Source organism: Stenotrophomonas chelatiphaga (assembly GCF_001431535.1).
Classification (GTDB): Bacteria; Pseudomonadota; Gammaproteobacteria; order Xanthomonadales; family Xanthomonadaceae; genus Stenotrophomonas; species Stenotrophomonas chelatiphaga.
On record NZ_LDJK01000068.1, the window covers coordinates 24,319 to 45,280 of the forward strand.

The 20,962-nt window shown below is 64.5% G+C and carries 18 protein-coding genes; 5 read left to right on the forward strand and 13 right to left on the reverse strand.

Features of this window, described 5'->3' with window-relative positions; genetic code table 11:
- Window positions 1–673: 673 nt before the first annotated feature.
- Window positions 674–4,399: a YobI family P-loop NTPase gene (locus ABB28_RS14085; protein WP_152983480.1), complete on the reverse strand. Its 3,726-nt coding sequence runs from the start codon at window positions 4,397–4,399 to the stop codon at window positions 674–676.
- Between the two features lie 758 nt (window positions 4,400–5,157).
- Between ABB28_RS14085 and ABB28_RS14090 the strand changes: the two genes are divergently transcribed.
- Window positions 5,158–5,733: an OmpO family porin gene (locus ABB28_RS14090; RefSeq protein WP_057509225.1), complete on the forward strand. Its 576-nt coding sequence runs from the start codon at window positions 5,158–5,160 to the stop codon at window positions 5,731–5,733.
- Between the two features lie 139 nt (window positions 5,734–5,872).
- Here the strand turns inward: ABB28_RS14090 and ABB28_RS14095 are convergent, their stop codons facing one another.
- From ABB28_RS14095 to ABB28_RS14120, 6 genes are all read right to left on the reverse strand, one after another.
- Window positions 5,873–7,048 carry a Fic family protein gene (locus tag ABB28_RS14095; protein ID WP_083492039.1) on the reverse strand — a complete coding sequence of 392 codons (1,176 nt, stop codon included), beginning with the start codon at window positions 7,046–7,048 and terminating at the stop codon, window positions 5,873–5,875.
- Between the two features lie 190 nt (window positions 7,049–7,238).
- The gene (locus tag ABB28_RS14100; RefSeq protein ID WP_057509227.1) at window positions 7,239–8,264 is read right to left on the reverse strand and encodes an NAD(P)H-dependent glycerol-3-phosphate dehydrogenase; all 1,026 of its coding nucleotides are present in this window, start codon (window positions 8,262–8,264) and stop codon (window positions 7,239–7,241) included.
- A gap of 20 nt (window positions 8,265–8,284) precedes the next feature.
- Window positions 8,285–8,803, reverse strand: a complete 519-nt coding sequence (gene secB, locus ABB28_RS14105; protein ID WP_057509228.1) for a protein-export chaperone SecB — start codon at window positions 8,801–8,803, stop codon at window positions 8,285–8,287.
- Between the two features lie 108 nt (window positions 8,804–8,911).
- The gene (locus ABB28_RS14110) at window positions 8,912–9,349 is read right to left on the reverse strand and encodes a rhodanese-like domain-containing protein (protein ID WP_057509246.1); all 438 of its coding nucleotides are present in this window, start codon (window positions 9,347–9,349) and stop codon (window positions 8,912–8,914) included.
- A gap of 115 nt (window positions 9,350–9,464) precedes the next feature.
- Window positions 9,465–9,893, reverse strand: coding sequence for a hypothetical protein (locus ABB28_RS14115; RefSeq protein WP_057509229.1), 429 nt, complete (start codon window positions 9,891–9,893; stop codon window positions 9,465–9,467).
- A gap of 47 nt (window positions 9,894–9,940) precedes the next feature.
- A complete protein-coding gene (locus tag ABB28_RS14120; RefSeq protein ID WP_057509247.1) occupies window positions 9,941–10,408 on the reverse strand; it encodes a YiiD C-terminal domain-containing protein in 468 nt (155 codons plus the stop codon).
- Window positions 10,409–10,443: 35 nt separating this feature from the next.
- On the opposite strand from ABB28_RS14120, the gene ABB28_RS14125 reads away from it, so the two are divergent.
- The 3 genes from ABB28_RS14125 to ABB28_RS14135 all read left to right on the forward strand — a co-directional run bounded on the left by ABB28_RS14125 (window position 10,444) and on the right by ABB28_RS14135 (window position 13,664).
- Window positions 10,444–11,238 (forward strand): uroporphyrinogen-III synthase, encoded by a 795-nt coding sequence (locus ABB28_RS14125; RefSeq protein WP_057509230.1) that lies wholly within the window; start codon window positions 10,444–10,446, stop codon window positions 11,236–11,238.
- Window positions 11,239–11,373: 135 nt separating this feature from the next.
- Complete coding sequence (locus tag ABB28_RS14130) at window positions 11,374–12,363, forward strand: uroporphyrinogen-III C-methyltransferase (protein ID WP_057509231.1); 990 nt, start codon at window positions 11,374–11,376, stop codon at window positions 12,361–12,363.
- Window positions 12,360–13,664, forward strand: coding sequence for a heme biosynthesis protein HemY (locus ABB28_RS14135; protein ID WP_057509232.1), 1,305 nt, complete (start codon window positions 12,360–12,362; stop codon window positions 13,662–13,664). Before ABB28_RS14130 ends, ABB28_RS14135 begins: the two co-directional genes overlap by 4 nt.
- A gap of 97 nt (window positions 13,665–13,761) precedes the next feature.
- Here ABB28_RS14135 and ABB28_RS14140 read toward each other — a convergent pair whose 3' ends face one another.
- Window positions 13,762–15,057 (reverse strand): acetyl-CoA C-acetyltransferase, encoded by a 1,296-nt coding sequence (locus ABB28_RS14140; protein ID WP_152983481.1) that lies wholly within the window; start codon window positions 15,055–15,057, stop codon window positions 13,762–13,764.
- A gap of 93 nt (window positions 15,058–15,150) precedes the next feature.
- On the opposite strand from ABB28_RS14140, the gene ABB28_RS14145 reads away from it, so the two are divergent.
- Window positions 15,151–16,038, forward strand: a complete 888-nt coding sequence (locus tag ABB28_RS14145) for a hypothetical protein (protein ID WP_057509234.1) — start codon at window positions 15,151–15,153, stop codon at window positions 16,036–16,038.
- Between the two features lie 249 nt (window positions 16,039–16,287).
- Here the strand turns inward: ABB28_RS14145 and ABB28_RS14150 are convergent, their stop codons facing one another.
- The 5 genes from ABB28_RS14150 to ABB28_RS14170 all read right to left on the reverse strand — a co-directional run bounded on the left by ABB28_RS14150 (window position 16,288) and on the right by ABB28_RS14170 (window position 20,916).
- The gene (locus tag ABB28_RS14150) at window positions 16,288–16,926 is read right to left on the reverse strand and encodes a superoxide dismutase family protein (RefSeq protein ID WP_057509248.1); all 639 of its coding nucleotides are present in this window, start codon (window positions 16,924–16,926) and stop codon (window positions 16,288–16,290) included.
- A 45-nt stretch (window positions 16,927–16,971) separates the two neighbouring features.
- The gene (locus ABB28_RS14155; RefSeq protein WP_057509235.1) at window positions 16,972–17,541 is read right to left on the reverse strand and encodes a superoxide dismutase family protein; all 570 of its coding nucleotides are present in this window, start codon (window positions 17,539–17,541) and stop codon (window positions 16,972–16,974) included.
- Between the two features lie 93 nt (window positions 17,542–17,634).
- A complete protein-coding gene (gene ntrC / locus ABB28_RS14160; RefSeq protein ID WP_057509236.1) occupies window positions 17,635–19,098 on the reverse strand; it encodes a nitrogen regulation protein NR(I) in 1,464 nt (487 codons plus the stop codon).
- The gene (locus ABB28_RS14165; protein WP_057509237.1) at window positions 19,091–20,146 is read right to left on the reverse strand and encodes a two-component system sensor histidine kinase NtrB; all 1,056 of its coding nucleotides are present in this window, start codon (window positions 20,144–20,146) and stop codon (window positions 19,091–19,093) included. Before ABB28_RS14165 ends, ntrC begins: the two co-directional genes overlap by 8 nt.
- Window positions 20,147–20,640: 494 nt before the next feature.
- On the reverse strand, window positions 20,641–20,916 hold the full coding sequence (locus ABB28_RS14170; protein WP_057509238.1) for a hypothetical protein: 276 nt from the start codon (window positions 20,914–20,916) through the stop codon (window positions 20,641–20,643).
- Between the last annotated feature and the right edge of the window lie 46 nt (window positions 20,917–20,962).

Consider the following 20,962-nt stretch of genomic DNA (forward strand, 5'->3'; position numbering starts at 1 on the left):
AGCGGAAACGTCCGCTTCCGGCAAAAAGCGGACCATAAGACGGTCTTCCTAAAAACTCCTAAGCGACTCACTGCGGGCATCGCTTCGGCCTGTTCTGCGCGCGAATGACGGCGATTCAAGCTCGCGATATGGATGCTGCGCAGCCAGTGGGACCAGACCGCTGCCTTGCGGAGGCGCTTATAGCCTTCCTGAGCGGTCAGCGTTCTACTCACATCATCGCTGACTATCCAAATGATCTTAGACTATTTCGGGAAGCCATGTCGTGGAGTTGCGATAGGTGGGCGCAGGGGCTGGAAGATGCGCCGCGCTTCCCGTGCACCTTGATGGACAGGTATCCCGTTACCACCTCTCACTTGGAGAGGTGGTTCTCGAAGCATCCGGATTTGCTGTTGCGTCGCCATCACGCGCTGGTCGATGCAAACGCCCTTCGCATGGCTTGGATGGTGTCAACCGGCCGCCTAGATCACAACTTCGATGAACGGAACTAGGCTGAACTGGCTGGAATTCCAATTCCACGCTCTGCAAACGGGCATGCATGGCTCTCTCTCGGAAATCAACTTGCGTGCGCGCTTCTAAGAGCAGTGAGTCCGTTGATCGCTGATTGCTGCCATGCACGTTCGTCGACAGCGCGAACTACGCTTGGCTACAGGAGACTGAGATTCCTTGAGCTCTGTCACTTGCGCTTCTTGAAGACCTTAACCCCATCGCCGAGAGGTTTCCAAGTACTCACGATATTTAGTTGCTGAAGACGCGCAAGCAGCGCTAGGTTGTCTGGCGTGTTCGCAACGACCGGGTTGTCCTTTCCAACTGCGGAGAGAGCGGCGTATGGCCATCCCAATTGCGCTAATGCGCCGGTAATCTGATGCTGCGTCATGGCATTCAGATGGGGGGCCATAAGTACGACAAATTCCTCCGAAGGCCTAGTAACAGAAGGTAGCTTCAGAACGAGATCAAGGGAAAGCGTCGCTCGAACAGTCGCGGCGTAGCTTGCCACAGCCGAAAGTGAGTCAGCGTGCGCATCCTGGGAGAACTCATCAGCACGTGCTATCACGGCATTTTTAACTTTAAATGAGACGATCTTACTGCGCATAAGATCGCGAAGATCACCGCCAACGATATCTGGGTCGAGGTAATCCGCGAAAACCCTTGATTGGGCAATGTAGAGCTCGCGTGTGCGCCAGTCGGCTTGAGCGAGCACTCTGTAGAGCTCCACGCCATCCTCTACTGCTCGATGTTTGACCAACAAGGAGAACAGCTCTCCGTTTTCAATAGGGAGCTCATCCGAGCTAAGCACAATGTCCATTCCGCCAACGATAGTTGCCCGAAGCTTGGCCGGCATCAGGTCTCGCGCACGAAGCACCGCCAAAGCAGCGCGCTCAATGTCCTCAACATCATCTTCCGTATCCACAGAAATTGCTCCGGTCGCGGTCAGCAGCACGGCAAGGTGATCATCCACCTCGGTGAAGTGCTTCAGATAAGTCAGTACGTTGCGCAGCGTGGCAGGGCAACGGACTTCACTGACCAAGACCGGAAGGCTGCCAGGGGGCGCGATTGATAAGTCCTCGACGATGCAGTCCTTGCTGGCACGCTGGACCAAATGCCTAAGTACTTTCTGCTCCCAGTGGCCCGCGTCAAGGAGGACACTGGGAAAGGCATCAGCAGAGCTTACGCTGTACTCTCCCTCTTGCAGCATACTCAAATAAACTGGCAAATTTCTTAGAACGTACTTGTAGGCCGCCCCATTGGAGCTAGACAATGAGTCCAGAGCCAAGTCAGGGTTCCCATCATTGACGATAGTTAGATTGGCGTGATTGATTTCGTAAAGGCTGAGTGCAACGAACTTCTTAGTGACTTCTGCAGACAATGGTTCAAGCAGCCCGACTTTCGCCTGCGCCTTGGAAAAGAGCCACGCGATTTTTCGAGCAGTGGAGCTATCAACCGCTTGCTCAGTGAGCGAGGAAATATAAGAGTAGGCCTCGTTTAGATACCGGCGAACGTGGGCGTCTGCCGTGTAATCAATGTTCTCGTCTAGATTTAATAGTGCGGCACTGCAAAGTTCAGCTCTCAGCCTATCATCAAGCTCGGAACTGGAGGCTAGATAGGAAAACACGCCCTCGTATACGTTTGCGAGTTGGCCAAATAATTCGGCCGGCCTTTTGCCATTGCTTATGTATGCCTGCATGAAAGACGCCGCAGAGCTTTCCATTGTTGCCATCGAAGTGATCATGCGTAGCGCATTCGCGCTTTGAGCATCGACGCTCAGCAAGTGATCTAACAGGCATATGTTATAGAGCGTGGGGTCTGACAATGAGCTCTCTCCGGCCTCCCGGATTATTGCCTCCACGTCGTCTGCCGCAAGCTGGAAGTAAATGTCGGGCCTTCCGCGCTGGACGTGGTGAACCATGAAGTTGGTTGCTGCCGAGGTGACCCGAGTTCCGTGAAATATTGCTGTGCATAGCGCAAAATTTCGGTTGATGTGGCCAGCTCTAACTAGCTCGAAAGCAAGGGTCGAAGGGAGGAATTTCCGAGCTACCGATGCGACGTCTTCCCCTTTTGTTGCCAAGTACTTGCTAAGGTCTGGACGTTTGCAAAGATCATGAACATCGGCGCCCCGCAAGAAATGTGAATCCCGGTCCAAGGCAGCCAGCTGGGCCAAACAGGCAGCCCGGTCATCTTCCTTCCACTGTTCGGCACTGAATGGACCGAAGGACTCATTAAGGTCGGACATAAGAAACGTCAGCGTACCTCGGAGGCTGCCACGGTAAAATACTCGAGCCTCGATGCTGGGGTCATCCTGCCTGCTTAGAAATCCATGCCAGAAAGCGGCTTTCTCGAGGTCCTCGTCCGGAAAATTAACGCCATCTTGGAGGAACTGCAGTTGATCTACAGGCCAAGAATTTGCCCTTGCAACGCGCTGAGCGTGAAGCTTCAGGTCTTGCCCAAGCTTGCCACTCCTATCAGCGATGCTATCGATCGTGGATAGGCGCCTTGAGGCCGCGGTGGACTCCCTCGCTACCGCCCTCATCCCGTCAGATATCAGACCTCGCGCCTTCCTGTAGAGTTTGTCCAGCGCACTTCCGCCGAGACGGATGTTCTCGAAGTCGGTCAAGTGCGTTGCCTTGTACAGCATCATCGCGAAGAGCTCGGTATCTGTGATCCTTAGCTGTGCTCCGGCGCCAGATAGGATCCGATTCCTAAAGACCAGAAACTCATTGCGGACGTTCTTTAGCAGCCGCATGTCGGGGACGTGACGGCTAACTAGGTCAATGAGATCCTCATCGACATCGAACTCCGGACCAGCCAAGAGTTGTACAACGACGTTCTTGGCGTTGTGGTGAGTGATGAAGGGGACCACCGGAATCACTAGGTCGAAGAACTTGGTCCTGTTAGCGCGCAGGGCCTCCCGATGCGCCTGATTTGACTCGGCCTCCTGTTCGTCCTCGTGTTCGCCTCCTGCGAGGCCTGGACCTGATTCACCCAGTCTCTCGAAGATGCTGTCTTTCATCGCATAGATGAATCTCACGGGCTGGTTCACAGCTGGTGTGTTAAGCAATGTGTTGAGAGCTCGGAGGGTTTCGAAGATGTGAGGATCATCAAACCTGTCAATATCTTCAAAGACTACGACGCTTACTTCAGAAACCTCGAAGAAGTAGAAGATCTCATCCAGATACTGGTCGAAGTACGAGCGTGACTGCTCATCCAGTGTGACTGTGGCAGGTCCGGCGGATAGTTGCTTGATGTTGAGGCGGCCGTAGACGAGAGATCGGGCCGCATATGTGAATACTGAGCCTGCAGCAAATATTGCAAGATGTAGCTGAGGTCCCCAAGGCGTCACGTCGAGACCGAGAGCTATTTTTGCGGACCATCCGGAAAGTAGGAGACCAAGAGAGATGATCACGCCGACTAGCATGGCGCCCGGGATCTCTACAGAAGGCTGAAACTGCTGAATTCTCCGAAATCTGGATCCGGGGGTCTTGCTGGGTTTTTCCCGATAGAGCAGCTGTTTGACGATCTCCTGCTGGATCTGATTCGTCGTGCTATACGCGCCGTTCTGGGAGTTGGCGTCCGGGACCACGGGCGATAGCGCAGAGAGCGAAATCTCAACGATCTTTTCCGGATTCAATGCAACAATCCGCTTCAGGATGCTGCTTTTTCCTACACCGTAGTTGCCTGAAAGGGCAATATTTCGAATCTGATTGCCGTCCAGTGCACTCTGAATCTCCCTGACGTAGACCCCATGATCATCCTCATTGAATGCAGGAGTGAGGGCAGAAAGGCCAAGGAGTTCCTGGGTGGCTTCCGATTGATGACTCACCGCGCCCTGCCGCAGGTCTAGGGGGGCATTTTGTGGGTCTCCCGCGTCCTCAGGAGGAGGCAGGGGCGAGTTATCGCGATTCATGACTTCCTGTCCTTCGTAGGCGGCAACGGTGATGTGGTAAAGCGTATCGCAGTGATAAGGCCCGAGACAGTATGGCAGCGGCGCTGCTGGGCCTCTCCAATCATGACGTTCTTTGCCCCTACCTGCCTAAGGCTATGCCAGTCGCCCGCTCACCTACCGCCCCTAAAGAAGTTGGCGAGGTCGGATGCATGATCTAGGTGCTGTTGGGGGAGAGCTAGGTATAGGGGCACGTAGCGTGCACGATAGGAATTCTCCGAGACGCTAGCGGCGCCTGCACTTCCCTCCATCTTCGTCCATTTCAAGGACTTCGGCCGCCGGATTGAAGCCGTCTTCCCTTTAGGAGCTTGGCATAGTGCGCTAGTGGAGGATGGAGCGTTGGGCGAAGCTTTCTGCTTGGGTTGGGGGCGCAAAGGAAGCTCAGGCGACGCTAAGTGCGAAGAAGTTCCAAGCCGCCATCGCCGGGATTCCGTAACTGCGGCGCGCTTACAACGGAATTGTGTGCACGTGCAAACGCCGGAGCCCTTCGACACCATAGTTGTGCAGAGCTCGTATCACCATAGTTCCTCCAGATCTGCACCAACAATAGTGTTCACCCCACCTGCAGCAGATCCAGAGTTCCCTGAACAGGAACTCAGTTCATGTACCAGTCAGTTCAATATTCAGGGTTCATTGCTATGGCAAACGGATAATTCACATATCGAAAGCGGTTGCACTTCGCTCTCGATCAAATCAAAAACAAGAAAGGTGTGAGTTTCCCGATGAACAAGATTTCCCTGCTGGCCCTGGGTCTCGTGGTTGCCATGCCGTTCGCGGCGTCCGCTGCCGATGGCCTGTCGTACAACTACGTGGAAGGCGGTTACGTGAACACCGACGCCCGCGGCGGCGATGCCGACGGTTGGGGCGTGAAGGGTTCGGTCGCGGTGCATCCGAATTTCCACATCTTTGGTGATTACAGCGCGCAGGAAACCGAGCGCAGCAACGCTGACGTCGATCAGTGGCGCCTGGGTGTCGGCTACAACTACGGCATCGCGCCGACCACCGATCTGGTGGCTCGCGTCGCGTACCAGAAGTTCGATCCGAAGCGCGGCCTGGACTTCAATGGCTATTCGACCGAAGTCGGCGTGCGCACTGCGTTCACCCCGATGATCGAAGGCTATGCGCTGGCCGGGTACGAAGATTTCAGCAAGAAGCACGGTATCGATCCGGACGGCGAGTTCTATGGCCGCGTCGGCGCCACCGCCAAGTTCAACCAGAACTGGGGCCTGAGTGGCGAAGTGAAGCTGGCCAAGGCTGGCGACCGCGAGTGGTTCGTCGGTCCGCGCTTCACCTGGTAAGAACGCCTGTCGTTAGTGCGTAATACGTAGTTGAAAGAATGGTGTGGTGGTAAGTGCGAAACGGCGTGTGACCTCTCTCCCACACGCCTACCGAGCCCGGCCTTTGGTCGGGCTTTTTTTTGGTCTTTTTCCGCGGTGCTCAGCGAGGAGTGGCAGGTGCCTTGTTCAGGCGATCAATGATTTCGGACGCATGGAATGATCTGCCCCACGTCCGTTGGTCCTTCGCTTTCAGAATGCCTATCGTCATCAGCTCATTGATGCCCTTGCTCGCCGCTACCAGCGAGACGTCAAGCAGTGCTGCAACGGTGTTGGCGGTGACCACCGGTTGCTCGATCAGCAATTCGGGAAGCCGCCGCACCACCGAGTGGCTGCGATAACCCGACGTGGCATCTGACCACGCGCGCCCGATCGCGCGCAGATCGTCGGCCAAGGATACGCACTCGCCCGCCGCCTCCAGCACGGCACGGTAGGTCATGTCGATCCAGGGGCCCCATTTCCCCTGCAACTGCACCTGCTTGAGCGCGGAGTAATAGCCGCTGCGGTTACGCATCAGCATCCCGGACAGGTACAGCGGGGGCAGACCTTCAGCGGCAAGAATGAGCGGCATCAGGATGCGTCCGGTCCGCCCGTTTCCATCGTTGAAGGGATGGATGGTTTCGAACTGCGCATGCGCGATCGCCATCTGGGCGAGCACGGTCAGCTCGCCCTGCTCATCTTCGCGGCGGGCATAACGCAGCATGTTCCGTTCAAGATCGCGCATGCACGCATCAATATCGGCGGGCGGCGCGGGGACAAAGCTTGCGTCCTCGATCCGGCCGGTGCCGATCCATGCCTGGATGTCCCGGTAAGTGCCCTTTGGCACGTTCTCGTGCTCCATCAGCATCGCATGGATCTGCCTGACGAGCGTGCAATCCAGCGCCGCGCGTCCCCCGCTTCGCACGGCGTCCAGTCCGTACTGCAACGCTTCCACGTAGTGTTGGGTGGTGCGCACGTCTGGCGGAAGGCCATCGGCGCTCCACGTCGCTTCATAGGTCAGCAGTTCGTCGAGGTCGGTTTTTGTACCCTCGATCTGTGAACTCTGGACGGCCTCGCGCCTGACCAGTGTGCGGGTCAGGATATCGGGGTTGATCCATCCCTCCATCGCGCCGATGAGGCGGCCGAGCGCCTGGCTGGCGGCGTGGGCAAGTGCAGGCGAACCGGATCCTGCAGGCAACGCCCTCGGCGTTGGCGGCGCCACCATGGCGCGCACGTTGGGTTTCCCATCCACCGGCACGAGATGCTGGCGCAGGTGCGGAGCTACGTCACTCTGTCGCATGGCCGATCACCTCGAAAGTTTAAGAGACAGGCTACCTTTTTAACTTTATCCACGAAAAGTTAAAAAGTCACGCGCACTCTTTAACTTTCATTGGACAGCCGCCGGGCATGGCCCGGCGCTACCGGCAGCGACATCCCGCAAAGAAAAACCCCGGCGTTGGCCGGGGTTCGTCGTTTCAGCGTCGCTGGGGTCACTTGAACAGCGTGTCCGGATACTCCGGCTTCTGCTCGCGCGCCAGCAGGGTACGCAGGCCTTCGGATGGGGTCTGTTCGCCGTGCAGCACGGCGCGCACGCCGTCGGAGATCGGCAGGTCGATGCCGTAGCGGCGCGCCTGGCGCATCACTTCGTCGGCGGTCTGCACCGATTCCACCACCTGTCCGATCTCGCGGATGGCGTCCTGCAGGGTCTGCCCGCGGCCCAGCGCAAGGCCCAGGCGACGGTTGCGCGACAGGTCGCCGGTGCAGGTCAGCACCAGGTCGCCCAGCCCGGCCAGGCCCATCAGGGTCTCCGGCTTGGCACCGATCGCCGCGGCCAGCCGCAGCATCTCGTTCAGGCCACGGGTGATCAGGCCGGCACGTGCGTTCAGGCCCAGCTGCATGCCATCGGCAACGCCGGTGGCCACGGCCAGCACGTTCTTCATCGCACCGCCCAGCTCGGCACCCAGCATGTCATCGCCGGTATAGGCGCGGAAGGCGGGGCCGTGCATGGCTTCGGCCACGGTCTGCGCGAATTCGGGCACGTCGCCGTGCACGGTGATCGCGGTGGGCAGGCCCTGGGTGACTTCCTTGGCGAACGACGGCCCGGTGACCACGGCCAGCGGCACGTCATCGCCGAGGATCTCGCGCGCCACTTCATGCAGGAAGCGGCCAGAGCCCGGTTCAAAGCCCTTGGTCGCCCACGCCACGCCGGCACCGGCCGGGCGCAGCGGCGCCAGCGCGGTCACGGTTTCATTGAACGCGTGCGACGGGGTCACGACCAGGATCCATGCCGCCCCTTCCACGGCCTGCGCCATGTCGGTGGTGGCACGCAGCGATTCCGGCAGCGGGATGCCCGGCAGGTAACGGGTGTTCTCGTGGCGCTGGTCGATGGCTTCCACCATCGCGGCATCGCGTCCCCACAGCACGGTCCGGAGACCGTGCCGGGCGAGCAGGCTGGCCAGCGCGGTTCCCCAGGAACCGGCGCCGAGTACGGCTACTTTGTCAGCGTTATCGCTCATGCGCGGGGTCGGGACGCCGATCAGGCGTTGCCGACCGGTTCGGAGTTGGCGAGCGAAGACGCTTCACCCTGCTCCTGGCGCTGGCGCAGGGTTTCCGCGTACAGGCCTTCGAAGTTGATCGGCTGCAGGAAGAACGGCGGGAAGCCGCCGGCCTGGATCAGGTCGCTGACCAGCGAACGCACGTACGGGAACAGGATGTTCGGGCACTGGGTGCCGAGCAGCACGTCGATCGACTGCGGGTCCAGGCCGACCAGGCCGAACACGCCGGCCTGCTTCACTTCGGCCACGTACGCGGTGCGGTCTTCGGCCTTGCAGGTCAGGGTGACGGCCAGCACGACTTCAAAGGCGTTCTCGCCCAGGCGCTGCACCTGCTGGTTCAGGTTGAGCTGCAGTTCCGGCTGCACCTGGTCGTTGAAGATGCTCGGAGCATTCGGCGATTCGAAGGAAACGTCCTTGACGTAGATCTTTTCGACGGTGAACGCGGGGCCGTTGGCGGCGTCGACCGGCGCGACGGCGCCGTTGGTGTTTTCTTCGGACATTTCCTGTTGCTCCAGATTATTCGTTGAACGTTGTGTTTGATCGATATGTTGCATCAACAGCGATGGGGGCGGGCCATGCGGTGCACAACCCCTGCCTGCGCTATCAGGTCAATGACGACCCTTGACCAGCGGCAGTTCCGCCTGCTGCCACGCCGGCAGGCCACCGTCGAGCACGGACACCTGCTCGAAACCGGCTTTCTTCAGGGTCTTGGCAGCGGCTTCGGATGCGGTGCCGGCACGGCATACCAGCACCACCGGGCGCTGCTTGGCCGCGGCGACCAGCTTGTGCTCCGGACCGAACTGGCTGGCCTGCACGTTCTTGCTGCCGGCGATGTGGCCCTTTTCGAAGTCGCTGCTGGCGGACAGGTCCACCACCACGGCGTCGCCGGCGTTCATCAGCTGCACCAGTTCGGCAGGCTTGAGCGATTTGTAGCCACGGAACAGGCGGCGGATTTCAGTGACGATGATCGCGGCGGTCAGGCCCACCAGGGCGGCCGACAGCATGGGGTTTCGGCCGGCAAAGGCCACCAACTCTTCGTAATTCACGCAGGTCACGGGTCGATAAGCGGGCGCCGATTGTCGCACAAGGCGATGGGCGCGGGATTCCGGCCGCGATTGCGGCCGGCGACAGGCGGGCGGCCGGGAAGGGCCAGGGCAGCGGTCAGTGCCCCTGCCACAGGTCCGGCAGGCCGTTGAACTGCCACCAGCGCTTGCCCTCCGGATCCCAGCGCCAGCGCTCCACGACCGTGACCAGGCGCTCGGCCTGGGTATTGATGTTGATCACGCCGATTTCCACCCGGCGCTCCACCGTGCCATCCGGCAACGAAGCCGTGCTGCGCTCGCGGTAGGCCGAAACCCGCAGCTGCGAGTAGCGGTTGAGCTCGAATTCGGTGGGTGGGTTGGTCCTGCGCCGTTCGGGGTCGAGATAGCTGACGGCGTCTTCCATGCTGCCCCAGCGGATGGTCGACCCATAGGCGTTCTGGGTTTCTTCCAGCAGCGTGCGCTGTTTGCGGCTGAAATCGGCGGCCAGCGTCATGAACGAGGCGGCCAGCAGGCTGGACAGCATCAACAACTGGATCAGGCGGCGCATGTGCAGGTGCTTCAACGGTCTGCTCCCCAAGGCATCAGCCTGCCATCCTACCCTTTGGCGAAGGCAACGAAACGACCGCTGAGTTCGGCGGCCGGCTTGCCATCGGTACCGGGCTGCACCGCGACCACGCCGATCCGCGCCTTGCCGCGCTGCTTGAACGTGGACAGGAAGGTGTCCCAGTCACTGTCCGGGTCGATCTGGGCCTGCGCGTGCAGGTCGCCGTACACCGGCGCGCGGTAGCGCAACTGGCTGTCGGCCACGTAGACCTCCGCTTCGAACCCGGCCAGACGCAGGCGCAGGGTCACCAGGGCCCAGCCGGACAGGGTCATGGCCGAGGCCAGGCTGCCGCCGAAGGCGTTGCCCTTGTCATTGACGTTCACCGCCAGCGGCGCGGTCAGCTGCAGTTGGCCATCGGCATAGCCCTCCAGGCGCAGCTGCATCGCGCGCACCGGCGGCATGCTGTCCAGCACGTCCTGCAGGACCAGCAGCGAGGAGGAAACGGGTTCGACGGACATCGGCGACAACACCTGCAACAACGCGGGCCCGCATAATGCAGGCAATGGATAAACATGCGAAACCGTGTGGTTGGACATTCGTGTCGTTGCGCCCGCAAGGGCAACACGCGGCGCTGCGCGTCGCCCTTGCCCATTCAGGCGCCTGCACGCTCGGCCTGTCGCCGTGGCGGCTGCAGCGCCGGCCTGACGCCGCAGGGGCTGGCGCGTTACGCACGGCCCTGCAGGCATCGGCGGTGATCTTCACCAGCCCCGCCGCGGTGGCCGCTGCGGCTTCGTTCGGCGATGCGTTCCTGAATGCTCCCGAACGGCCGTGGCTGGCGGTGGGCGATGGCACCCTGCGCGCGTTGCGGGCGCACGGCATCGAACACGCCATCGCGCCGTCGCGGATGGACAGCGAGGGCCTGCTGGCGCTGCCCGTGCTGGCCGATGTGCGGGGCAAGACCATCGGGCTGGTCACCGCGCCCGGTGGACGCGGGCTGATTGCCGCCGATCTGCAGGCGCGCGGTGCCCGGCTGCTGCGCGCCGACGTGTATCGCCGTGTGCCTTTGCGGCTGCCGGCGCGGGCGCTGGCGCGGCTGTCGCGATCCCCACGGCCGTGGGTACTGGCGGTCAGCAGTGGCGAGGCGCTGGAGCGCGCCTGGGCGCAGCTGCCGCCGGCGTGGCGGGCGCGCTGGCAGGCCGGCATGGCGGTGGTGGTGGCCAGTGAGCGGCTTGCGCTGCAGGCACGGGCCCTCGGCCTGGCGACGGTGCGGGTGGCCGCCGGACCGACCGCCGCGCAGCTGGCCGCCGCCGCGGTTGCCCTGCACGCTGATCGGACGCAGCACCGGTAGCGCCGAGCCACGCTCGGCCAGCGCAACGGCGGGCGGCAGGTCGTGCCGAGGTCCGCGATGGTCCGCCGAGCAGGGCTCGGTGCTCCCCCCTTCGCGCTGCTTGCCGCTGCGGCATGCAACAGGGATGCTGTCCCGATGACTGAGAACCCCCCACCTACCCCGCCGCAGCGCTCGCTGCGCTGGATCGTCCCGCTGGTCATCGTCCTGCTGCTGGTCGCGGCAAGCGGCTGGGGCTGGCATGCGTTCCAGCAATGGCAGGAAAAGACCCGCCTGCAGTCGCAGGCCGATGCCGTGCGCCTGCAGGGTCTGCTCGACAGCGTGGACGCGCTGCGTCGCGACCAGCGTGCCGCCAGCGCGCGGCTGCAGGATGCGGCCAGCACCAACCGGGTGCTGCGCGATGAAGTGCTGGGGCTGGGCCAGCGCAGCGCGTTGATCGAAGAGAACCTGGCGCGGCTTGCCGAAAGTGCCCGCCAGGACCGCCATGCGCTGCACGTGGACGAGGCCGAGCTGCTGCTGACCCAGGCCGCGCAACGGCTGGAGGGCGCCGATGACCTGGCCGGCGCGCGCCGGCTGTATGCGCTTGCCGCCACCCAGCTGGAAGACCTGCCTTCGGCCGACGGCCTGAACCTGCGCCAGGCCCTGCTGCAGGAACGCAACGTGCTCGATGCCGCCGGCAACGGACCGCGCGCTGAGGTCCGCCAGCGCCTTGCGGCCGTCGCCGACGCGTTGCAGACCCTGCCGCTGCACACCCCGCAATCGCCGGCCGACGCCACACGGGTGCGGCCATGGTGGGAGATCGCGCTGGCGCCGTTCGTGCAGATCACCCCGAGCCGCCTCAGCGGCCCGCTGACCGATGCCCAGCGCGTGGCCGGCGCCGACGCGCTGCAGGTGGAGCTGACCCTGGCGCGTGCCGCCGTGGAGCGCGGCGACAGCACCGCGCTGCAGCAGGCGCTGGACCGGATTGAACACGGGATGACCCGCTTGTGGCCGGATTCACCAGACCTGCGCAGGCAGCGTGCTGAACTGCGTGCATTGCGCTCGGCGCCGCTGCGTTTGGGCGCACCGGAACTGGGCAGCACCCTGCAACAACTGCGCACCTTGCGAGATGGAGAGACCCCGTTATGAAGCCGTTGCAATCCCTGATCGTGCTGCTGTTGGCCGTTGCACTGGGCGTGGTCGGCGCGCAGTGGCTGGGCGCCAACACACTCAACCAGTATGGCGAAGTGATCTTCCGCTACGGCGGCACCGATTACCGCAGCACCCTGCCGCAGGTTGCGCTGCTGGTGCTGGTGTCGCTGCTGGTGCTGTGGCTGCTGTGGAGCCTGATCGCCTCGCCGTTCCGCGCCTGGGGCCGCTATCGTCGCAAGCAGGGCCGCGTGCGCCTGGTCGATGGCCTGCAGGCCTATGAACATGGCCACTGGCAGCGCGCGGAGAAGCTGTTCGACGGCGCCGCACAGGACCAGGAAGTGACCGGCGTGGCGCTCGCCAATGCAGCGCGCAGTGCGCGTGCACGGGGTGACGACACCGCCAGCCAGACCTACCTGCAACGCCTGGGCGCGGCCGATGCCACCAGCCTGGCGCTGCTGCGTGCCGAGCAGCTGCTGGCCGACGATCTGCCGGTCGATGCGATCAATACGCTGGATGCGGCCAACCTGCAGCCGCTGCCGCCGCGCGGTCTGTGGCTGCGCAGCGAAGCACTGGCCCGCGCCGGCCGTGCCCACGAGGCATACGGTCAGCTGGGTGCACTGCGCCAGAGCAAGGTGCTTCCTGCCGATGCCCTGACCACGCTGGAAGCCCGGCTGGCGGCACAGGCGCTGCTGGAAGCCGCCGACGTCAACGCGCTCGCGGCGCAGTGGGAAACCACGCCGAAGGCCCTGCGCGCCGACCCTGCGGTGGTCTCCGCCTATGCCGCACGTGCGGTGGCGCTGGACTGGGACGAGCCGGCCCTGCTGGCGCTGGAACAGGCACTGGACCAGCGCTGGAGCGATGAACTGGTGGAACTGTACGGTGCGCTGCCGGCATCGCGGCTGGCGACCCGCGAATCCAACCTGGTGCGCTGGCGCCGGGTGCATGACGGTTCGCCGGCGCTGCTGCTGGCACAGGGGCGCGTGGCACTGGCACAGGGCCGCAATGAAGAGGCCGAGGTGCTGCTGCACGAGGCGATCGCCGCAGGCGCCGGTGCATCGGCATGGGAAACGCTGGGCGCTTCGCTGCTGGCCCGGGGTGACACGACGTTGGCCGCACAATGCCTGGCCAACGCACTGCGCGAGCAGCGCGGTGAAGACAGCATCGCGTTGGTGCGCCCGGAGCCCGCCGTCGTGGTGGCCCCGCGCGCAACGGTGGAAGACCAGGTGATGACGCCGGTGCCGCCGGTGTACGACGCCGACCGGCCGCGCGACGACAGCGGCTTCCCGCGCATTCCGTAGCGTTGATGTAGCGCCGAGCCATGCTCGGCATATGCGGCTCCCGGCTCGCCGAGCATGGCTCGGCGCTACCGGATCACGCGGATCAGGATCACGCGGATCAGCGTTCGACGATCGCCACCACGCCCATGCCGCCGGCAGTGCAGATCGACACCAGCGCACGGCCACCGCCGCGCTCGGCCAGCTGCTTGGCCGCCGTGGCGATCACCCGCGCACCGGTTGCCGCAAACGGATGGCCGGTGGCCAGCGACGAACCCAGCGGGTTGATCTTTTCCGGATCGATGCGGCCCAGCGGGGCGTCCAGGCCCAGGCGGTTGCGGCAGTAGTCCTCGCTCTCCCAGGCGCGCAGCGTGCACAGCACCTGCGCGGCAAACGCTTCGTGGATTTCATAGATATCGAAATCCTGCAGGGTCAGGCCGTTGCGCTTGAGCATTTCCGGCACGGCCACGGTCGGGGCCATCAGCAGGCCCTCGCCATGCACGAAATCGACCGCCGCGACCTGCGAGTCACGCAGGTAGGCCAGCGGCGCGTGGCCGTGCGCGCGCGCCCATTCTTCGCTGGCCAGCAGCACCGCGGAGGCGCCATCGGTCAGCGGGGTCGAATTGGCAGCGGTCAGCGTGCCGCGGCCGGAGACCTTGTCGAAGGCCGGCTTCAGCGTGGCCAGCTTTTCCAGCGAGGTGTCCGCACGCAGGATGTTGTCGCGCTCCACGCCGCGGAACGGGGCGATCAGGTCGTTGAAGAAGCCGCGCTCGTAGGCAGCGGCCAGCTTGCGGTGCGACGACACCGCCCACTCATCCTGCGAATCGCGCGAGATGTTCCATTCCTTGGCCATGTCTTCGCAATGGTCGCCCATGCTCTTGCCGGTGCGTGGCTCGGCCACGCCGGGGAACTCGGGCTTGAACTCGGAGAACTTGAAGCCGCGGGTCAGCGCGCGGATCTTGTCGCCGGTGCTCTTGGCCCGGTTGGCGGCCAGCAGTCGCGCGCGCAGCTTCTTGCCGTAGACGATCGGCACGTCGGAGGTGGTGTCCGAGCCGCCGCCGATACCGGACTCGATCTGGCCCAGCGCGATCTTGTTGGCCACCGCGATGATGGTGTCCAGCGAGGTGCCGCAGGCGCGTTGCATGGTGATGCCCGGGGTCAGCGGGGACAGCCCCGAGGACAGCGCGGCTTCGCGGCCGAGGTTCCAGTCGCTGGAGTGCTTGATCACCGCCCCCATCGCCACTTCACCGAGCTGCTGGCCATGCAGGCCGAACCGTTCGACAAGGGCGCCGAGCGTACGTACCGACATGCCGAGGTTGCCGACATCCGAGTACGCGGTGTTCTGGCGGCAGAACGGAATACGGACGCCACCGAGGATGGCGACGGGTCGGGCGTTGGGCATGGACATACCTGGCATGGGATAGGGTGTCTGCAACATGGCCTGCACGACATGGCAGGCATAATGGTCCCAAGTGTAGCTGCCGCCCTGTGATGGGCCAACCGTGAAACCATGAGCAAAACCGACCCCGCCATGAACGCCATCGGCGTCCTGGCCCTTGAGCTCGCCGATGGGCAGTCGCCCACGCAGGCCGCACTTACCGCCGACCAATCCGGCGAACTGGCCGAGCGTATCGGCCGCGACCTGGCCAAGCTGGTGCCGCAGGCCAGCGCGCTGGACCTGGTGTTCGCAGCGGCGCATTTCGACCCGGCCGAAGTGCTGCGCCCGGGCTGGCCGATCCATCGCCGGCTGGAAGAGCTGCAGATGCGCGCGCCGGGCCGCAGCCAGGGCCCGCGCCTGCTGGCCTTCGGTGCCGATGCCAATGGCGATGTGCCGCTGCCGTTCCAGGCCGATTACACGCTGAAAGGCGGCGGCCTGCGCGTGCTGCCGTTCCTGCTGACCGGCACCGATGCGGCGACTACGGCGGCGGTGTCCGATGCGCTGGAAACGGTGCTGCTGGCCGAGGGCATGGCGCACGCCGATACCGCGCTGCTGGCGCAGAGGGCGTTCGGTGCGCGCGTGGAACATGCGCGCTATTTCACCGTGAACGATCTCGCGGCGATGATGTCGATGCAGTACGACAACCAGGGTCTGGCGGTGCTATGGCCGCTGATCGAGACGGCGATCATGGCGCCGGGCCAGGATGAGTGGCTGGATGCGGCGCCGGAGCCGTTGCTGCGTTATACGCAGGGCGAAGCGCGGATGGCGCTGTTCGATCCGGCGGGCTGGTGCACGTACTACGCGCATGGGCGCAATGACTGCGAGCAGCTGAAGGGCGTGTATGAGCAGTACCTGATGCGGCAGCGGCAGATGGCGGCGGTGTTGGAGGCGCATGGGGTGCCGGTGTTGTTCGTGCATTGCGAGGCGGGGCAGGATGCGCGGGCGTTGTTGGAACGGTGAATGTTTCGCCGTTCGGCGCGTTTGGATCGCTGGTGGGAGGCGGTGGGTCAGGTCATGCAGGACACGCCGTAAACCCTTCCATGGGGGCTCGCAGTTGCCATCCATGGCAACTGACGGTCCTGCATGACCTGACCCATCGCCTCCTCTGACGGATTTCTGCGCCGACGCCAGGGGGGGAAGATTTGAAAAGCAGAACGCCGGCTTTCGCCGGCGTTCCTGTTTGCGGGTTGCTGCGTTGTTACGAGGGGCTTATGGGGCTTTGATTACTGCGCAGGCGAGGCGGGCGCCGGCGTTGCCGGTGGGTTGGGTCTTGTAGTCGTCGGCGTCGGCGTGGACGATCAGGCCGCGGCCGATGATGTCGAAGCCGTCACCCTTGCCGATGTTGACGTTGGTCGACACCGGGGCGTCGATGGTCGCTACGCCTTCGGCGTTGGCGGTGATGTTGGGCATGTCGCCGCCGTGATGCGGTTCGCTGGCGACGCTGCCGTGGTCCTGGGTGCCCGGATTGAAGTGGCCGCCGGCGCTGTTGCCGTCCGGCGCGCTGCAGTCACCCTTTTCGTGGATGTGGAAGCCGTGCTCGCTGCCCGGCTTCAGGCCCGTGACCTGGCCGGTGACGTGGACGCGGCCGTCGACCAGCTTGAAGCTGACCGAGCCCTTGGTTTCATTGCCCTGGGTCGGTGCCAGTTCGGCAACGGCGGTGGCCGTGGCGGCGGTGTCCGCAGTCGGACCGGTCATCGGCGGCGGCGCTTCGGCCGGGGTGGTGGTGGCGGTGGCTTCGGCAGGGGTCGCCGGGGCGACGGTATCGGTCGCGTTTTCCGGCTGCTTGTTGCAGGCGCTCAGGCCAAGGGCGGCGACGGCAACGAACAGCGAAGTGTGGATCAGGCGCATCGGATGGTTCTCCATGTGACGGGGTGCAGGGCCTGCAGCCGGGGGCTACCGGGTGATGCGGATGAGGCCGCAGGCGATGCGTGCGCCGGCGTTGCCGGCGGGCTGGCTGCGATGATCGTCTGGTTGGGCGTGCACGATCAGTGCACGACCGGCGATGTCGTTGGCGGCGCCACCCCCAAGGGTAACGCCTCGCAGGTGGATGTCGACGTTGGCCCGGCCCTGCGCATCGGCGCGCAGGTTGGGCATGTCGCCAAGGTGGTGCGGCCCTGTTCCCGGCGCGCCATGCGGCTGCTGGGTCGGGTTGAAATGATTGCCGGCGCTGCTGGCATCCACCGCGCTGCAGTCACCACGCTCGTGCACGTGGAAGCCGGGCTGCTGCAATGGCTGCAGGCCGCCGATCACGCCAGTCACATGTACGCCGCCGGCTTCGGGCACCAGCGCCAGGCGACCGCTGACGATGCTGGCCGACGCCGGCGAAAGATTGCTTTCGGCCATCTTCGCGGTACTCACCACGCTTACCGCCACCGGCGGCGCAGCGGGCGGCGGCGGCGTGGTGCCGCAGGCAACCAACAACAGGCCGGCGGCAGCCGGCAGGATCAGGCGGATCGAAGACATCGTGGACTCCTTGCGACGCACGTTACGGTCCTCCCTGTCCACGACGCATCAACGCCATGTGTGGACCGTGCACAGGGAGCTTTGGAAACAGGTTCAGTGACTGCCACGCCGGCGACCGGCGCCCAGCTTGCGGGTCAGCGTATTGCGGCCCAGCCCCAGCCGTGCGGCCGCTTCGGCGCGCCGGCCGTGGGTGATCTGCAGGGCGGCGTCCAGCAGCGCATGGTCGACGCGTTCGCGCACCTGCGCGTGCAGGCCCTCGACCCCTTCGGCCAGCCGTTGCCGCGCCCATTGCGACAGCAGTGCCTCCCACTGGCCTGGATCGCCGCTGCCGGTGCGGGCGCTGCTGCGCGGGCCGCCCCGGTTCAGGGCCATCTCCACGTCAGCCGCGCCGATGGTATCGCTGGCGGCCAACGCGGCCATGCGCCAGCAGACGTTTTCCAGCTCGCGCACGTTGCCCGGCCAGTCGTGCTCGCGCAGCGCCTGCAGTGCGGCAGCGGTGAGCCGCTTGGGCGCACCATCGAGCTTGTGCGATGCCGCTGCCAGGAAGGTGCTGGCAAGCTGGACGATATCGTCGCGGCGCTCACGCAGCGGCGGCAACTGCAGGCGCACCACGTCCAGCCGGTGCAGCAGGTCGGCACGGAAGCGCCCCTGCGCGACCAGGCCTTCCAGGTCCTGGTGGGTAGCGGCGACCACGCGCACGTCGACATGGATCAGTTCGCGGCCGCCCACGCGGAAGAATTCGCCTTGGGCCAGCACGCGCAGCAGGCGCGTCTGCAGGGCCAGCGGCATGTCACCGATCTCATCCAGGAACAGCGTGCCGCCGTCCGCCTGCTCGAAGCGGCCGACATGGCGCCGCTGGGCACCGGTGAAGGCACCGGCTTCATGGCCGAACAGTTCGCTTTCCAGCAGCTCGGCCGGAATGGCAGCGGTATTCAGCGCAACGAACGGCGCGCGCGAACGCGGCGATTCGCGATGCAGCGCACTGGCCACCAGCTCCTTGCCGGTACCGGTTTCGCCGGTGATCAACACCGCCAGCGGCGCCTGCGCCAACTTGCCGATGGCACGGAACAGGGCGCGCATCGGCGGGGTATCCCCCACCAGCTGCGGCGCCTGGTCCGGTTGGCCGGCATCACCCGGTTCCGCATCGTCGGGCAGCAGTGCCTCGGCGCCCGGCAGCGCGCGCCGTGCCAGCGCGACCGCATCATCCAGATCGAACGGCTTGGACAGGAATTCGTGCGCGCCGCCGCGGAAGGCACCGGCGGTGCTGGCGACGTCGGTATAGGCGGACATCACGATCACCGGCAGCTGCGGGTGCGCTGCCTTCAATTTGTCCAGCAGCACCAGGCCATCGTCGCCCGGCATCCGCACATCGGTGAACAGCAGTGCCGGCACCGGTTGCCGGGCCAGCGCGTCGAGCGCGGCGGCGGCGCTGTCGAAACCTTCCACCTGGTAACCGGCATCGCGCAACGCGGTGCACAGCACGAAGCGCACGGCGCGGTCATCGTCGACCACCCAGACCCGTTGGCCGGCGTGGGCGGGCTGCGGGGCGTCAGTCATGGGCCACGTCCTCATGGGGGGCGCCGCTGCGGATCGGCAGCAGCAGGGTGAATACGGTATGCCCGGGCCGCGAACGATAGGTCAGCGTGCCGCGGTGTTCGCGCGCCACCTGCTGGGCCAGCGCCAGGCCCAGTCCGGTGCCCTCGGCGCGGCCACTCACCAGCGGCAGGAACAGGTGTTCGGCGAGCTCTTCGGGCACGCCGCGGCCGTCGTCGGCGATCTCCAGCCGCAGCGCAAGCGGGTGGAGCTGCTCGGCGATGCGCACGCCATGTTCCACCCGCGTGCGCAGGGTGATGCCACCGGCGCCGGCCTGGATGGCATTGCGCACCAGGTTCCACACCGCCTGGCTGAGGCGATCGGCATCGCCATTGAATTCGGGAATGCTGGGATCGTAATCGCGCTGCAACCTGACCGCCCAGCCCGCCTCGCTTTCGGCCAGGCGCAGCACCTGCTCCAGCGCAGCGTGGATGTTCAACGTGGCGTGCGGGGCGGCCGGTGCCGGCGACAGCAATTGGTCCAGCAGGCTGTTGAGGCGCTCGATTTCGGTCCCGATCAGGTCCACCAGTTCGCGCTCGTCGGCATCGCGCTGGGCGATCCGGCGCGCCAGCAACTGGGCGGCGCCCTTCAATCCGGCCAGCGGGTTGCGCAATTCGTGGGCGAGCCCCTTCAGCGCCGCGCTGAGCGCGCTGGGCAGGGCCTGGGTGGGGTCCAGCCCGCGAAATTCATCCACCGGGTGGGCTTCCAGCAGCCAGCCGCCATCATCCAGGCGGCTCATCCAGCCTTCGGCAAAACGGGCGCCCTCGCCCGGCAGTGCCAATGCCAACCGGTGCAGGCGCAGGCTGTCGCGCTCGTCGCGGGCAAGGAAATGGGCCAGCGCATCACCCTGTGCTTCCAGTGCCACCAGCGGCTGGCCGACCAGGCGACGCCCACTGACCCCCAGCCAGCGGGCGAAGGCCGGATTGCAGCCGGTGATGCGCCCACCGGCGTCGGCCCAGGCGACCGGCGTGCCGAGCTGTTCGATGACGGGGGGCGGCAGGAACGCAGTCATTGCACCAATGTAGTGCAAAACGGCGGATTGATGGACGTGGCTTGGGTTGAAAAGACGAGCGCATCACCGAGGGATGCGCCCGTCGGCGGACGACGTTCGTTACGGCGGGCAGGCTGCGCCCGTGAAGAAGTCCTTCCCTTTGAGCAGAGCGGCAGGCGTATGGCCGTGCGACGGGAACCAGTAATAGACGGAGTAGTTCAAAGGAGGTCCTCCGGAAGGACGCACCGGAATCGAAGACGCTGGTGGTGTCGCCGATCATCGCGCGCACACCTGTTGAATGCGTATGCCCATGGAAGACGGCAAGTACGCGATGATCTGTCACCCGTTTTGCGAATCTCGCCCGCGCCGCATCTGCGTGGGCGCCTTCCCCGTACCGCGATGGGCGGGCGGTGCGTGTTGATGACAATCAACCTGCAACCAGCCTCGCAAGGGGATGACGCACGCCCCATCAGCGCGTGCCGCTGCGCCCAATCAGACAATCTCTGGCGCACCGATCAGGGCGTACCGGAGGCGTCCCGTGCCTTCTTCCAGGCACTTTCGAATTCGCGTGCACTGATCTCGTCGTCTTCGTCGAAGTCAAAGAAAGACAGCGGCTGGTCGGCCAGCGCGAAACGGTCGTCGCTCTGTCCGGTGGCATCAGCCCACACCACCCGCAGGCCGTAGATCTCCACCTGGCGCACGATCTTCTCGCCGCGGGCTTCCATCAGCACGTTGCCCTTGCCCAGGTCCGATTCGGCCGGGTGCTTGTAGTACTTCTTGGCGGTGTTCATGAACTGTCCTACCCGGGCCAGCAGCCCGGAAATCTGGAAAAAGGGC

Bases quoted from the DNA above. Each gene is read 5' to 3' on its own strand.
- ABB28_RS14085 (WP_152983480.1), bottom strand. From the start codon at position 4,399: ATGAATCGCGATAACTCGCCCCTGCCTCCTCCTGAGGACGCGGGAGAC.
- ntrC (WP_057509236.1), bottom strand. From the start codon at position 19,098: ATGACTGACGCCCCGCAGCCCGCCCACGCCGGCCAACGGGTCTGGGTG.
- ABB28_RS14095 (WP_083492039.1), bottom strand. From the start codon at position 7,048: ATGCGACAGAGTGACGTAGCTCCGCACCTGCGCCAGCATCTCGTGCCG.
- ABB28_RS14165 (WP_057509237.1), bottom strand. From the start codon at position 20,146: ATGACTGCGTTCCTGCCGCCCCCCGTCATCGAACAGCTCGGCACGCCG.
- ABB28_RS14155 (WP_057509235.1), bottom strand. From the start codon at position 17,541: ATGTCTTCGATCCGCCTGATCCTGCCGGCTGCCGCCGGCCTGTTGTTG.
- ABB28_RS14170 (WP_057509238.1), bottom strand. From the start codon at position 20,916: ATGAACACCGCCAAGAAGTACTACAAGCACCCGGCCGAATCGGACCTG.
- ABB28_RS14135 (WP_057509232.1), top strand. From the start codon at position 12,360: ATGAAGCCGTTGCAATCCCTGATCGTGCTGCTGTTGGCCGTTGCACTG.
- ABB28_RS14145 (WP_057509234.1), top strand. From the start codon at position 15,151: ATGAGCAAAACCGACCCCGCCATGAACGCCATCGGCGTCCTGGCCCTT.
- ABB28_RS14125 (WP_057509230.1), top strand. From the start codon at position 10,444: ATGCAGGCAATGGATAAACATGCGAAACCGTGTGGTTGGACATTCGTG.
- ABB28_RS14090 (WP_057509225.1), top strand. From the start codon at position 5,158: ATGAACAAGATTTCCCTGCTGGCCCTGGGTCTCGTGGTTGCCATGCCG.
- ABB28_RS14120 (WP_057509247.1), bottom strand. From the start codon at position 10,408: ATGTCCGTCGAACCCGTTTCCTCCTCGCTGCTGGTCCTGCAGGACGTG.
- ABB28_RS14100 (WP_057509227.1), bottom strand. From the start codon at position 8,264: ATGAGCGATAACGCTGACAAAGTAGCCGTACTCGGCGCCGGTTCCTGG.
- ABB28_RS14140 (WP_152983481.1), bottom strand. From the start codon at position 15,057: ATGCCAGGTATGTCCATGCCCAACGCCCGACCCGTCGCCATCCTCGGT.
- ABB28_RS14150 (WP_057509248.1), bottom strand. From the start codon at position 16,926: ATGCGCCTGATCCACACTTCGCTGTTCGTTGCCGTCGCCGCCCTTGGC.
- secB (WP_057509228.1), bottom strand. From the start codon at position 8,803: ATGTCCGAAGAAAACACCAACGGCGCCGTCGCGCCGGTCGACGCCGCC.
- ABB28_RS14115 (WP_057509229.1), bottom strand. From the start codon at position 9,893: ATGCGCCGCCTGATCCAGTTGTTGATGCTGTCCAGCCTGCTGGCCGCC.
- ABB28_RS14130 (WP_057509231.1), top strand. From the start codon at position 11,374: ATGACTGAGAACCCCCCACCTACCCCGCCGCAGCGCTCGCTGCGCTGG.